This window comes from Moritella sp. JT01 (assembly GCF_001574435.1).
In the GTDB taxonomy this organism is placed as follows: domain Bacteria; phylum Pseudomonadota; class Gammaproteobacteria; order Enterobacterales; family Moritellaceae; genus Moritella.
Genome location: NZ_LOCN01000015.1, coordinates 23,566 through 36,802, shown reverse-complemented (window position 1 = coordinate 36,802; position 13,237 = coordinate 23,566). Strand labels below are relative to the sequence as shown.

The 13,237-nt window shown below is 42.6% G+C and carries 13 protein-coding genes and 1 other RNA gene; 7 read left to right on the top strand and 7 right to left on the bottom strand.

Annotated elements, in window-relative coordinates:
* Positions 1-77 precede the first annotated feature (77 nt).
* Entirely contained in the window at positions 78-584 is a 507-nt protein-coding gene (locus AKG98_RS12915) for a hypothetical protein (protein ID WP_228140289.1), read from the top strand.
* A 44-nt stretch (positions 585-628) separates the two neighbouring features.
* On the opposite strand, the gene AKG98_RS12910 is transcribed toward AKG98_RS12915, so the two are convergent.
* Positions 629-1,756 (bottom strand): alkene reductase, encoded by a 1,128-nt coding sequence (locus AKG98_RS12910; RefSeq protein WP_067046330.1) that lies wholly within the window; start codon positions 1,754-1,756, stop codon positions 629-631.
* A gap of 89 nt (positions 1,757-1,845) precedes the next feature.
* Between AKG98_RS12910 and AKG98_RS12905 the strand changes: the two genes are divergently transcribed.
* Complete coding sequence (locus tag AKG98_RS12905; protein ID WP_067046328.1) at positions 1,846-2,742, top strand: LysR family transcriptional regulator; 897 nt, start codon at positions 1,846-1,848, stop codon at positions 2,740-2,742.
* 83 nt (positions 2,743-2,825) lie between these two features.
* Here the strand turns inward: AKG98_RS12905 and serA are convergent, their stop codons facing one another.
* The 6 genes from serA to AKG98_RS12875 form a co-directional block, all read right to left on the bottom strand.
* Positions 2,826-4,055: a phosphoglycerate dehydrogenase gene (gene serA / locus AKG98_RS12900; RefSeq protein ID WP_067046326.1), complete on the bottom strand. Its 1,230-nt coding sequence runs from the start codon at positions 4,053-4,055 to the stop codon at positions 2,826-2,828.
* Positions 4,056-4,354: 299 nt separating this feature from the next.
* Positions 4,355-5,011, bottom strand: coding sequence for a ribose-5-phosphate isomerase RpiA (gene rpiA / locus AKG98_RS12895; RefSeq protein WP_067046324.1), 657 nt, complete (start codon positions 5,009-5,011; stop codon positions 4,355-4,357).
* Positions 5,012-5,104: 93 nt separating this feature from the next.
* Positions 5,105-5,722: a 5-formyltetrahydrofolate cyclo-ligase gene (locus tag AKG98_RS12890; protein ID WP_067046322.1), complete on the bottom strand. Its 618-nt coding sequence runs from the start codon at positions 5,720-5,722 to the stop codon at positions 5,105-5,107.
* Between the two features lie 70 nt (positions 5,723-5,792).
* A non-coding RNA gene (gene ssrS, locus AKG98_RS12885) (6S RNA) lies at positions 5,793-5,977 on the bottom strand.
* 4 nt (positions 5,978-5,981) lie between these two features.
* A complete protein-coding gene (gene zapA, locus AKG98_RS12880) occupies positions 5,982-6,302 on the bottom strand; it encodes a cell division protein ZapA (RefSeq protein ID WP_067046320.1) in 321 nt (106 codons plus the stop codon).
* A 335-nt stretch (positions 6,303-6,637) separates the two neighbouring features.
* Entirely contained in the window at positions 6,638-7,570 is a 933-nt protein-coding gene (locus tag AKG98_RS12875) for a DMT family transporter (RefSeq protein ID WP_067046318.1), read from the bottom strand.
* 168 nt (positions 7,571-7,738) lie between these two features.
* On the opposite strand from AKG98_RS12875, the gene AKG98_RS12870 reads away from it, so the two are divergent.
* The 5 genes from AKG98_RS12870 to AKG98_RS12850 all read left to right on the top strand — a co-directional run bounded on the left by AKG98_RS12870 (position 7,739) and on the right by AKG98_RS12850 (position 12,839).
* The gene (locus AKG98_RS12870; protein ID WP_067046316.1) at positions 7,739-8,641 is read left to right on the top strand and encodes a LysR family transcriptional regulator; all 903 of its coding nucleotides are present in this window, start codon (positions 7,739-7,741) and stop codon (positions 8,639-8,641) included.
* Between the two features lie 143 nt (positions 8,642-8,784).
* Complete coding sequence (locus tag AKG98_RS12865) at positions 8,785-9,351, top strand: UPF0149 family protein (RefSeq protein ID WP_067046314.1); 567 nt, start codon at positions 8,785-8,787, stop codon at positions 9,349-9,351.
* A 154-nt stretch (positions 9,352-9,505) separates the two neighbouring features.
* Positions 9,506-10,273: a tetratricopeptide repeat protein gene (locus AKG98_RS12860; protein ID WP_067046312.1), complete on the top strand. Its 768-nt coding sequence runs from the start codon at positions 9,506-9,508 to the stop codon at positions 10,271-10,273.
* Between the two features lie 120 nt (positions 10,274-10,393).
* Positions 10,394-11,599, top strand: coding sequence for a 2-octaprenyl-6-methoxyphenyl hydroxylase (gene ubiH / locus AKG98_RS12855; RefSeq protein WP_067046310.1), 1,206 nt, complete (start codon positions 10,394-10,396; stop codon positions 11,597-11,599).
* Positions 11,600-11,621: 22 nt separating this feature from the next.
* Positions 11,622-12,839, top strand: a complete 1,218-nt coding sequence (locus tag AKG98_RS12850) for an FAD-dependent 2-octaprenylphenol hydroxylase (protein WP_067046307.1) — start codon at positions 11,622-11,624, stop codon at positions 12,837-12,839.
* The last annotated feature ends 398 nt before the right edge of the window (positions 12,840-13,237 follow it).

Sequence of the window (13,237 nt, the reverse complement as noted above, 5' to 3'; positions counted from 1 at the left end):
AAGTACACACTCAAACATATTATTGAGCAATGTAAAAATAATTAAACAATGTAAAAATCATTAAGGGTTATTAGATTATGAAATCAAATCACGTTGTATTGGCTTCCATTTTATTATTATTGAATGCGTCTGTTTTTGCCGCCACAGATAGTAATAGTCAAGAGTCTGTGAATAAACGCAGAAATGCTAACTTTAAGTTGGATTATACAAAGGCGTGTGGGCAAGAATTACAGCAAGCGTTGTTGTTACCTGCAACCAAAGAGCTAGCAGCGCAGCATGAAATCAATGTTAATATTGATAGCGGTTATAGATTCAAAATGAATGAGAATGGGGTTGGATATTTACAGTTAGCAATTACTGAATGGAATGAAAAACTGGTTTTATTTTATAGTGAAAATATGACGGTTGAAATAAAAGGTGCCGATATGACGGACTTGTACTTATCAAACCTATCTTGTTCGGAACAAAAAAAGCAAATTAGTCATGTTAATACACACGAATGGGGAAGCTATGTGATGGAATTGAATGCTGAACCAAATAGCTGGGTCGAGCTAACGATAGTGAAAGAAACGACTAAAGATTAATGAATAAAAAACCTGCTGATTTAGCAGGTTTTTTTTAGGTGTAATTAAGCTGAATATTCACTGTAATCCGCGTAGCCTACTTCTGTACCACCGTACATTGTTGTTGGATCAACGTCATTGAATGTCCAATCATGTTTAATGCGAGCTGGTAAATCGGGGTTAGCAATAAATGGACGGCCAAAACCAAAGATATCACCGTAACCGAGGTTAAGGATATGTTTGGCTTTTTCTACCGAGTATTTACCTGCATACATGATAGTGCCTGAGAAGGTATCACGTACGTCTTTATAGAAAGCGTCAGGTAAATCAGGTGCATTATCCCAATCGGCTTCTGCTAATGACAGGTAACCAATACCGATATTCTCGATTGTTTTAACGGCTTCGATATACGTCTCATGTGGATTATCTTCCACTAAACCCAGATAAACGCGTACATCGTCAGTGGTTGCAAACAGTGGTGCAAATCGAACACCGACATTTTCTTTCCCAACTTCATCGGCTACTGCCTGAGTGATTTCTTTTAAGAAGCGTAAACGGTTTTCTAAACTACCACCGTACTCGTCGGACCGTTTATTACTGTGTTCTGAGATAAATTGATTCACTAAATAACCGTTAGCACAATGTAATTCAACCCCATCAAAACCCGCTTTCATGGCATTATTCGCAGCTTGCGCATACAGGGTGACAAGTTCTTTTACTTCTGCGGTTGATAGCTCACGTGGCATACTTGGATCTGCCAATGCACCTTCACCAGGCGCCGTCTCAATAAACACTTTCACGGTATCCGCGATAATTGCAGATGGTGCGACGGGCGCTGCGCCACCAGGTTGTAAACTCGTATGTGAAACACGGCCGACATGCCACAGTTGAGCAAAGATAATACCGCCTGCATCATGCACTGATTTAGTTACTTTTTTCCAACCTTCAACTTGTGCATCAGAGTAGATACCCGGTGTCCATGCGTAACCTTGACCACGAGGTTCAATCTGAGTGCCTTCGGTTACCATAAACCCAGCGGAAGCGCGCTGAGTGTAGTACTTAGCCATTAATTCATTTGGGATATTGTCCGGCTGTGTACTGCGCGAACGTGTTAATGGAGGCATTACAATACGGTTTTTTAAAACGTGTGTGCCTAATTTAGTCGGCGTGAATAATACGTCATTTTTCATCATGGTCTTTATCTCGTGAGTGGCTTATGAGTTGAACTATATCGCCGCTTAGGTACAATGAAAATCAAGTGAAGTGTGTATGAGAAACAAATATGGCTGATATCAGTAAGCTAGAAATAAAACAATTACGGGTGCTTGCTGCATTATTACAATTACATAGCTTAACGAAAGCTGCCGCTAAGCTAGGTATCACTCAGCAAGCGGTTAGTGAGCAATTGAAAAAACTGCGGGATATATTCCAAGATCGGCTCTTTATTCGTGGCAGTCATGGCGTAGTACCAACCCCAAAAGCGCAAGAATTAGCCCCAAAAATCCAACAAATATTAATGGCCATAGGGGAGTTAACTGAATTAGCAGAGTTCGACCCACAACGATTAAATGGGGTATATAAAATCAGTGCCTCAGATTATGCAATGCGCGTTATTTTACCTTCTTTATTAGTGCAAATTAGACAGCATGCCCCGCATTTAAAAATCATCATTCGTCGCTTTGAATCGGATAATTTAACGCAGTTAATGGCCACTGGCGAGATTGATTTAGCGTTAACCTTTCCCGCGTTTATTCCGATCACTTGTCCTTCGATGCTGCTGTATGAAGAGCATCATGTTTGTGTTGCGGCTAAGGCTGTGGCGAGTGAATATCAGGGACTGAGTTTAAAAGAGATTGCTGCCGCGCCACAATTGGTTATTTCACCTTCACGCGCGAGTCTAAAGGGATCTGCTGACGAATGGTTCGCGGCAAAGGGTTTTCAGCGTAATATTATTATGTCACTACCCAGTTTTTCGGCAGCCCCAGATTGTATTGAGGCGATGGGGGTGTTGGCATTTTTACCCTCACGTATGTTACCCAATGACAAATTAGTTGAGATTGCATTGCCCGAGCCATTACCAAGTTTCGAGGTTGTGGCTGCATGGCATCAACGTTCAAGCCAAACTCAGACTCATCAATGGGTCACGGGTTTACTGGGTGAGCTATATCCACAAAAATAACCCAAAAAAAAGCCTGTCAGCGCAAACTGACAGGCTTTTTTAATCCCACCCCTTTTGCAAGGGGAAGGTTAAGCGGGGTCTATCTAGCGTAATAAACGCGAACGGATAGTACCGCTAATTGATTTAAGTTTTGCTAAACCACGTTCAGCATGTTCACTTTCAACATCAATAACCACATAACCAATATCGCCTGCAGTTTGTAGGTATTGACCAGAAATATTCACACCTTCTTCAGCAAACGCTTGGGTGATCTGATTTAAGATACCCGGTTGGTTCTCGTGAATATGCATCAGTCGGCTTGAACCTTCATGGCCTGGTAGTGATACTTCAGGGAAGTTAACAGCAGACAGGGTTGAACCATTATCAGAATATTTAGTCAGTTTACCAGCCACTTCATAGCCGATATTTTCTTGTGCTTCCTGGGTACTACCACCCACGTGTGGTGTTAGGATCACATTATCAAACTGACGTAACGGTGAGATGAACTCATCATTATTTGATGCTGGTTCGGTAGGGAATACATCAATCGCAGCACCCGATATTTTCTTACTTTCCAGTGCTGAGACAAGCGCATCAATATCAACCACAGTACCGCGTGAAGCATTAATGAAGATTGCACCATCTTTCATTTGTGCAAATTCAGCTTCGCCCATCATCAATTTCGTTTGTGGGGTTTCTGGTACGTGTAGCGAGATAATATCAGACGTTGCTAATAAGTCTTGCATGCTCATGATCTGCTCGGCATTACCCAGTGAAAGCTTGGTTTCTACGTCATAATACTTCACACGTAGACCTAAGTTTTCGGCCAAAATACTTAATTGAATACCGATATGACCATAACCAATAATACCCAATTGCTTACCACGTGCTTCGTAAGAGCCCGTTGCTGATTTTTGCCATTCGCCACGGTGTGCCTTCGCATTCTTCTCAGGGATACCGCGTAATAATAATAGGATCTCGCCAAGTACTAATTCTGCCACACTACGGGTGTTCGAGAATGGGGCGTTAAAAACAGGGATCGCCGCTTTTTGAGCCGCAGCAAGATCAACCTGATTTGTGCCAATACAAAAACAACCAATACCAACTAGCTTTTCTGCAGCAGCAATGACGTTTGCATTTAAATGTGTACGGGAGCGAATACCAACAAAATGGACATCTTTAATTTTTTCACACAGTTCTTCTTCACTTAATGCTGTTTTAATCGATTCGATATTCGTGTAACCAGCATTGGTGAACGTATCGACTGCACTTTGATGTAGTCCTTCAAGAAGCAATATCTTGATCTTATCTTTCTGAAGAGAGAGGTTGGTCATGTAAATTCCTTTATCACATATTTCGCAAATCGCACTAATTTTGTTTTGTAAATAGAACTAATTGCTAAAGTAGCAGGTTTTATTTCATTAGTGAATGTTTGTGACGAAAATCAAAGAAAATAGTTAGTTTATGATCTATGGCTGTTTGATTTGCTTAGAAAATTATTTTTGGGACTATAAAAATGTTTATTTTTAAAATAAAGTTTAATATAACCAATTGTTATACTTATATAATGTGAGTGGTTGTGTGCAAGGGGTGGGATAAACTGGTGTTGTTCGATAACACCAGTTTCATATTATTATTTAGTTATTTTAACGCCATTTTGCGTGCCGATTAGCACAACATCTGCGCCGCGAGCCGCGAATAGACCATTTGTTACTACGCCCACTAAACCATTGATCGCCAGTTCGAGTGCTTTTGGATCTGTGATCTGCATGTTATAGACATCCAGAATAATATTGCCGTTATCAGTCACAACACCTTCACGGTAAACGGGATCACCGCCGAGTTTCACTAATTCACGTCCCACGTAAGAGCGTGCCATTGGGATCACTTCAACAGGGAGTGGGAAATCGCCGAGAACATCGACATTTTTGGTATCATCAATAATACACACGAATTTTTTTGCTACTGCAGCAACGACCTTTTCACGTGTTAGCGCTGCGCCACCGCCTTTGATCATGTTGTTGTTGCCGTCAATTTCGTCCGCCCCATCAACATAGATATCAAGTTGCGCGACACAGTTTAAATCTAATACTTCAATACCCAGTGCTTCTAAGCGCTTAGTTGATGCAATAGAGCTTGAAACTGCGCCTTTAATGTCTTCGCGAATCGTACCTAGTGCATCAATAAAATGATTAACGGTTGAACCGGTACCTACACCAATGATGCTATCCTTTTCAACATATTCTAATGCTGCCCAGCCTGCTGCTTTCTTTAATTCATCTTGAGTCATGTTATATCCATTATTATTGATTGGCTTGATACTGTGGTGTATTGCGGATCTGATTATATACTTAAATTCCCCTAATATGCCAATGACGTATGGTTAAGAAAATGCCAGTGTTCTTGATGGCGTAATGATTTCTTTAATTGGTATATCCCAAGGGGCGATAGGTAAGTCGTCGTGTTGTTGGCAATCGTGTGCTAAGCCCAATACGTAGGGAGGTTGCTGGCCTTGACGTACAAACTGATGTTGGGAAAAAGTGCGATCGTAATAACCCCCGCCCATACCCAAACGGTTACCAGCTAGATCAAAAGCCACTAACGGACTGCACACTAGATCTAAATCGAGATAAGGGATCACTTGGCTGACATCCAGCTGGGGTTCGTGAATGCCGTATTTATTTTGGATTAATCGGGTATTAGCCGTTAGCCGGGTAAACAGTAATTGTTTGTGGCTAAACGGATGTAAAATCGGGATGTATACTTGTTTGCCTTGTTGCCAACACCAGTTAATCACGGCCTGGGTATTGAGTTCACCATCATTGTGTAAATAGATCGCAATATGCTGGGCGTGTTGAATATGCGGATGCTGACGAAACTGAGTGAGTAGATCTATCCCAGCTTGCTGTTGCTGCTGTGTTGAAAGCTGCTGACGGCGCTGGCGTATTTGTTGTCTTATTTCGGTTCGGGTGGTGACAATCGATGGTGTTAAATCAGACATAAACAAGATTCCATACTGGTTAAAATCGGTAATGGAGACTTTCGGTAATAGATTGCTGTTAACACAAGAAAGGGGCCCCAGGGTGCGGCTACAAGGTTTAGTCCTGAACCAGAAGGTTCAGGTCGGCTATTCAAGCTGCTGCGTCAGGCTTCTCAGTACGAGCTGAGCTTGCACAATGGCAACAGGAATGAAAGCCTATAAAGTGTGATTATCGGCTCAGGGACATAACCCGCATACCAATCACCCCAGGGTTATTTGGTTATACTGCAGACGGTGTTGTATCAATTTTATTATCAACCAAGGCACGTTCAATAGTGTCTTGTAATAACTGAATACGATCATCTACGGTATTTGTATATTCTTTTGTTTTTTGACGTTCTTGGCGAAGTTCATGACAAAAATTTAATGCCGCCATTACAGCTAAATGCTCTAAATTTTTGATGTGTGTCTTCGATTGTATTTCTTCTAACTTAGTATTCAGTATTGCCGCTGTTTTATGAAGTTCACTTACTTCTTCACTTGGACTACCGACTTTAAAGTGGCGACCCAATATTGTAATGTCAACCGCAGTTGTACTCATGGCTATACTCTAAGTTATCTGGCTACAAGGGCTATATCAAGCGCCTTGGCTGATACGTCTGAGTTGACTATATATCGCAATAGTAAGCATTGCAAGGGGTTATGGGATTGAAATTTTAAGTTCCGGATCGAGATTAATCAAGTTGCCCACAAATCCAACAGCTTAGTCTCGGTTTTATGCATTGGTTTGGATTAATCGGTATAAAATACGGGGATTTACAGGTCAAAAGTAGACCAGTCAGTTAACTATTTTACTCTAATTTACGCGGTAATTTGACCGCTATCACAGCATTGTGTAACGGTCGTAAATAACATCTAAGTATAGTGGTCTATCTGTTACGCGCCAGTTGTATTTGTCGCTAAAGTCGGTTTAGGCAATGCGGTGTTTAATTCTTGTTCCGCTTTTCCTTGCGCAGCTAAACGTTTATTTTTCGCTTCGATTTTTGCTAGCCACAATAAAGGCAGAATAATAAAGACGGTACCAATCGCCATACCGATATCTGGAATTTCATCGAACCAGATCAGACCCACTACCACGGCACCGATTAAACCACTGTATTCGGCACTGGCAATTTTACTGGCGTCACCAGAGCGATAGGCCATCACACAAAATCCCGCATAGATAAGGATAAACAAGGTAGAGCCGGCCGCTGTTAATAATGGGGCGAAATCCCACGGTTGGCCTTCCCATACTGCTAAGCCTAATGATGCTGGCATACCGACTAAATTGGTTAATAGCAGCGTTTGGAACACAGTTTGGTGTTTTGGCAGTTTTCGGATCAATAAATTATTCGCAGCGAGGGTAAATGCCACCACGATTGCCGCTGTTGCAGCCCAATCAATTTCGGTTGGGCGGATCACAATTAATACCCCAATAAAGCCTAATACTGCCGCCGCAATAGAATGCGAGGTGAGTTTTTCTTGAAACCATAACATTGCCATTGGCAACATGATTAATGGGGCGGCATAAAAGATCGCATTTGCGGTGGCTAATGGCATGGCACTGATGGCATAAACCATGAATATTGCGCCAAGCAACCAAATATGACCCCGTATCGCATGCCATTTTAGTCCATCAATAAAACTCTTTCTGCTGCTTTTTAAACAAAATGGGATAAGCAGCAGTACGGCTGTCAGTTGTCGGAAAAACACAAATTGATACACGGCCGTATCGTCCGATAACGTCTTAATTAAGGCATCAGAAAAAACGGCAACAATATTACCAATAATGAGCAAGATCATTGCTAAACCGACAGACATTTTAGGCATGGTGAATTCCAACTATAAAAATATAAAGTAATAAAAAGCATAAGTAGCAACATAAACAGCAAACAAGGCTGGTTAGTTGAAAGATAAAAGTGTGATGTGGCTAGCATATTCCAAAAGCTGTGATGAAGTATAATGATAAATATATTTTTAGTATGAGCTGAGCTAATAGTGAAACTTCCCCCGTTACGTGCGTTGCAGTGTTTTGAAGCGGTTGCCCGTTTTAACAGTTTTTCCAAAGCGGCCGACCAACTTAATATTACTCAAAGTGCGGTCAGTCATCAGGTACGTCAGTTAGAAGAGTATCTGGGGGAATCGATGTTTAACCGTAAAGGACGAACCTTGTCATTGACTGATATGGGCGAGCGTTATTACGAAGAAGTCAGTCAATCATTGGCGAATATCTCTACTGCCAGTCAACAGCTCCGAGAAGGTAAGTCGGGCAAGATCCGGTTAGCCTTATACAGCTCGTTGGCGGTAAAGTGGTTGATCCCACGGTTAGATAACTTACGCCAGCAATATCCCGAGATTGAACTGTCATTAAACATGGTGGCAGATGAACCTGATTGTAGCGATCAAGTGGCGGATTGTTTTATTACCGTGAACCCACCGAAGCGTAATTTTGTCAGTCAGTTTTTATATGCAGAGCGTTTATATCCGGTGTGCGGAAAAAAACTTTGGCAACAGATCCAAGATCAACCTTTACCTGATGCCTTGTGGCAACATCCCTTGTTGTCGGTGCAATCGGTATATCCCGATGATGAACTGGGTGAAGACTGGAAACGTTGGTGTGAGTTAGGTGGTTTTACGCTGCCCGCAGAGGCGAAAATGAACTATTTTAGTCATATGTTAATGGCGGCGGAAGCGGCACGTTATGATCAAGGGATTACCTTGCTTAATCACTACTTAATGAATGATCAAGACCGGCAGCAATATCTTGTGCGGCTCCCCATGCACGAGATATTAACCGGAGATAACTTCTATTTTGTGTATAAAAAATCGCGCGCCAAGCAAACAGATATTTTGAAACTAGGCCGCTGGCTTGAACTGCAATGTTATGATCAAGAACAGTAGAACCAAGCTAACGCAGTGGCAGTCGGTTAAAAGTGATTAAGGACTGGCCAATGCGGGGGCGGCATTCGTTTGGCTATGGTCTTGATCTGGGTTAATATAGCCCACATTATTCTAAATACATTAATCTATTGGTAAGGTCCCGCATGGATAAAGTTAAACTTCCTCTTTTTGCTGACGTAAACGCGCAGCTACAACGCAGTGATTTATTAGTGAACCCTGCCGATGTGCACGGTGTGATCTGTGGTTTGTTATGTGGTGGCATCAAGCTAGACAGTAAAGCCTGGTTAGAACCGTTTGATCAGTTGATTAACGAAGGCCTCGGTATTCCAGAAACATTGGAATCAGTATTAGCTGACATATATAATGTTAGCGAAGCTGCATTGGAAGACATGACGTTAGGTTTTGAATTGTTGATCCCAGATATGGACCAACCGTTAGAAACACGTATGGAAGCATTAGCTGAATGGCTGCAAGGTTTCCTTGGTGGTTTTGGCATGGTGCATTCGACATCAACGAAAGCCAGCGATGAAGTGAAAGAATTGATTGCTGACTTTGCGAGTATTGCGCAACTGGACGTAGATGCCGAAGATGATAGCAACGAAGCAGAAGAAGCATTTTACGAGATCATAGAATACGTACGTATGGGCGCAACTTATTGCTTTAACGAATTAAGTGACCGTGATACTAACGTGGCACCAGTACTACATTAATATCGATATATGTGATTAGATAACGGTATGCTTTATACCGTTATCTGTTCAAAAGATGATTTATCGCAAGCGACCCTAAAAGGATACTTGTTATAACACGGGTTATGGCGAGGTACTGTTTGTCGTTGTAAGTAGATAGGACAAGGAATGTTTTATGTCTTTAATAAATAAATTAACAGCCAAGTTAGGCAGTAAGTCGAGCTCCTCTGCAGCCCCTATTGTTTGGCCTGAAGCGGCGTTTACCCGCGAACAGCATGTGCAACGTAATACCCAGTTCAGCCAAACTTATCATGCCTATACGGACCCACAACAAGCGTTTGAATTTTGTCGTGCACAAGCCGATGAAGGTGTGGTGACAGCCTTGTATTTATTAGCGCTGCAATATGAACAAGGTGATGGTCAGCAAGCTTATTTTCGCCAAGCGGTAAGCTGTTATCAACGTGCTGCCGATTGTCAGCATCCAGAGTCGCTGTTTAATTTAGCATTGCTACAATTACAAGGACAGCTGGGTAAGCCGAATGCGGTGCTGGCGTTCAGCTATTTTGAGCAAGCAGCAAAACTAGGCTTGGTACAGGCGCAGTATAATTTGGCTAGCATGTTGGATCAGGGCTCGGGTTGTTTTAAAGATCATACCGCTGCATTTGATTGGTACAACAAAGCCGCTGAACAAGGTTATACCCAAGCATGGCAGAACATTGCGGTCATGTATTATCGCGGTGAAGGTGTTGAACCCGATAAATTAAAGGCGTATGCGTGGACATTATTAGCGGCTAAAGCCGGTGTTGAAGAAGCGATCGCTGCAGAACCAGAGATGACACAGGGGTTAAACTCGACCGAAATACTGGTGGGTAAAGCCCAATTTGATCACTTACAACAAGGCTTTTTAGCTTATTTACCAATCGACACTCGTTTTGAAGGGTAAAATACGCATTAGATCATCACTATCTTAAGTATTGTGATCTTATAATTCGTATTGTTTGTCGTTGTTAGCTTTTGTTATAGTGTCATCGTTTTTTAATTTCAATAACTTGTTAGGATCGAAATGTCAGTGGTTGAATATGATATTGCAATTGTAGGTGCCGGTATGGTCGGCGCAACGCTTGCGCACGCCGTAAGCCAAATACAACGCGAAGATGGCCGTCAATTATCGATAGCCTTAATTGATGCTAATCCACCAACCACCAGTAATCATCCTGGTTTTGATGCGCGTGTGATTGCATTATCTTACGGTTCACAAAAGATCTTAACCCAATTCAACTTGTGGAATAAGATCGCACCGACCGCAACGGCCATTAAGCATATTCATGTGTCTGATCGTGGCCACTGGGGGATCACCCGTCTCGATCACAGTGAATACAATTTGCCTGCATTAGGGCAAGTGATCGAACTGCAAACCGCAGGGCATATATTCCAACAAGATCTTGCCGAGATTAAAAACATCAATTGGTACTGCCCCAATCAGTTAGTTAGCCTCGATCGTCAAGTGAGTCATACTGATCTTACCCTCGACGACGGCCAGCAAATACGCTGTAAGTTATTGGTCGGTGCCGATGGTAACAATTCAATGGTACGCCAGTTAACCAATGTGCCAATTGAAGTGACCGATTTTGAGCAAACCGCGATCATTGCCAATGTGAGTTTGAGTAAACCCCATGAAGGTAAAGCTTTCGAGCGTTTTACTGACACGGGACCGTTGGCACTGTTACCGATGAAAGATCAACGCAGTTCATTAGTATGGTCAGTGCGCAGTGACGAAGTGGATGCGATCATGGCCTTGAGTGATGATGCATTCTTATTGCGTTTACAGCAGCGTTTTGGCTATCGCTTAGGTAAGTTTACTAAAACCGGTCAACGTTTTTCATACCCATTGCTATTAACAGAAGCGTTAGAGCCAACTCAACATCGTAGTATTGTGGTTGGTAACGCAGCGCATGCATTACACCCGATTGCAGGTCAAGGTTATAACTTAGGCTTACGCGACGTGGCTGTTTTGCATCATCAAATTGAACAGGCATTTTTAGCCGAGCAAGACGTGGGTGATCAAGCCGTAACTAAAGGTTACTGGCACAAGCGTCAAGGCGATCATCAAAAGACGATCTGGATGACGACCTCATTAGCGACCTTGTTTGCTAATAATTATGCGCCGCTGGTGGCTGGTCGTAATTTAGCCCTGCATACCATGGGCTATAAACCAGAATATAAACGCGCATTAGCACGTCAAGCACTTGGCGCGTTCAAGTTATTTTAAAAGATTCGGATTAGGATGTTATATGCAATCTTATGATATTGCGGTTGTTGGCGGTGGCATGGTTGGTCTTGCTTTTGCTGCAGCATTGAAGGAAACCACCCTTAAGATCGTGGTTATCGAAGGTAATGAAATCGACCGTGAATTAGGTGAATCACCTGAATTACGTGTCAGTGCGCTAAGCCGCGCAAGCCAAAACATATTACAAAATTTAGATGTATGGGCGGGTATCGAAAGTCGCCGCCATCAAGCGTACAACGCCATGCAAGTTTGGGATCGTAACGGCTTTGGCCAGATCAACTTTGACGGCGATGCGCTAATGACAGACACCTTGGGTCATTTAGTTGAAAACAAAGTGATCCAATTAGCACTGCTAGAGCAAATTGAAAAAGCCAGCAACATTACCTTATTAACGGGTACCCGTATTCGTAAATTAAGTCGTGCTAATGATGCGGCTTGGTTAACCTTAGAAGATCAAGAACCTGTGTATGCGAAGCTGATTGTGGGTGCCGATGGCGCCAACTCATGGACGCGTGCACAAGTGAATATTCCGCTGACGACATGGGATTATAATCACCATGCCATCGTCGCTAATATTCGCACGGTTGAACCGCATCAAGCCTGCGCCCGTCAGATCTTCAATCCAGAAGGGCCGTTGGCGTTTTTACCGTTATGGCAACCGGATCTGTGTTCGATCGTCTGGTCACTACCGCCAGAGCGTGCCACTGAATTGTTGGCAATGGACGACACCGAATTCAACAAACAACTGACCGTGGCTTTTGATAGCCGTTTAGGGCTGTGCAAAGTTGAAGGTCAACGTCAGGCATTCCCACTTAAAATGCGTTATGCCCGTAGTTTTGCCGCCGAGCGAGTCGCATTAATTGGTGACGCTGCGCATACCATTCATCCATTAGCAGGGCAGGGTGTTAACCTTGGTCTGTTAGACGCGGCAAGTTTGGCGCAATGTGTATTAGAAAATCATCGCGCGAACAAAGATATCGGCACCCATGCCCATCTGCGTAAATTTGAACGCTGGCGTAAAGCCGAAGCGGCGGTGATGATCTCAAGCATGGAAGGGTTAAAGCGTTTGTTTAGTGGTGGTCATCCGGCGAAACGTATTTTCCGTGATATTGGTCTAACCTTATCTAATACATTACCTGGGCTAAAGCAAAGCTTCATTAAACGTGCCATGGGGTTGGATGGTGAGCTACCTGATCTGGCTAAAGTAGACCGCACTCGCTAAGCTGATCTGGCATAATCGTTAAATAGTGTAATTAATCAACCTTGCACCTTATGTTAACGATGAGCATAACTAATGCAAACACCCCGGTTTGCATTAGTTATATTAATGCTGAGGCCGTTCCTATCCAAGATCTTCACAGCTTAATCATTGTCAATATAGCTTGAAGTTAGCAAAACAAGCTGCTCCGCTTGGTTTTTTTGTGATCTACGACGTCATTATTCCCCATGAATAACTTTTTTCTCTATTAAAGTGTTAGCCTTGCGCGCATTATCATTTGATTAACCATTAGATTTTCTATTCCTTAAATAATTTTAACGAATGCTTTCTAAGGGTATAATCGAATTATTATCATGTAATAGGCTTTACATGAAAGCTTAATATGAAAACAAGAAAGCAAT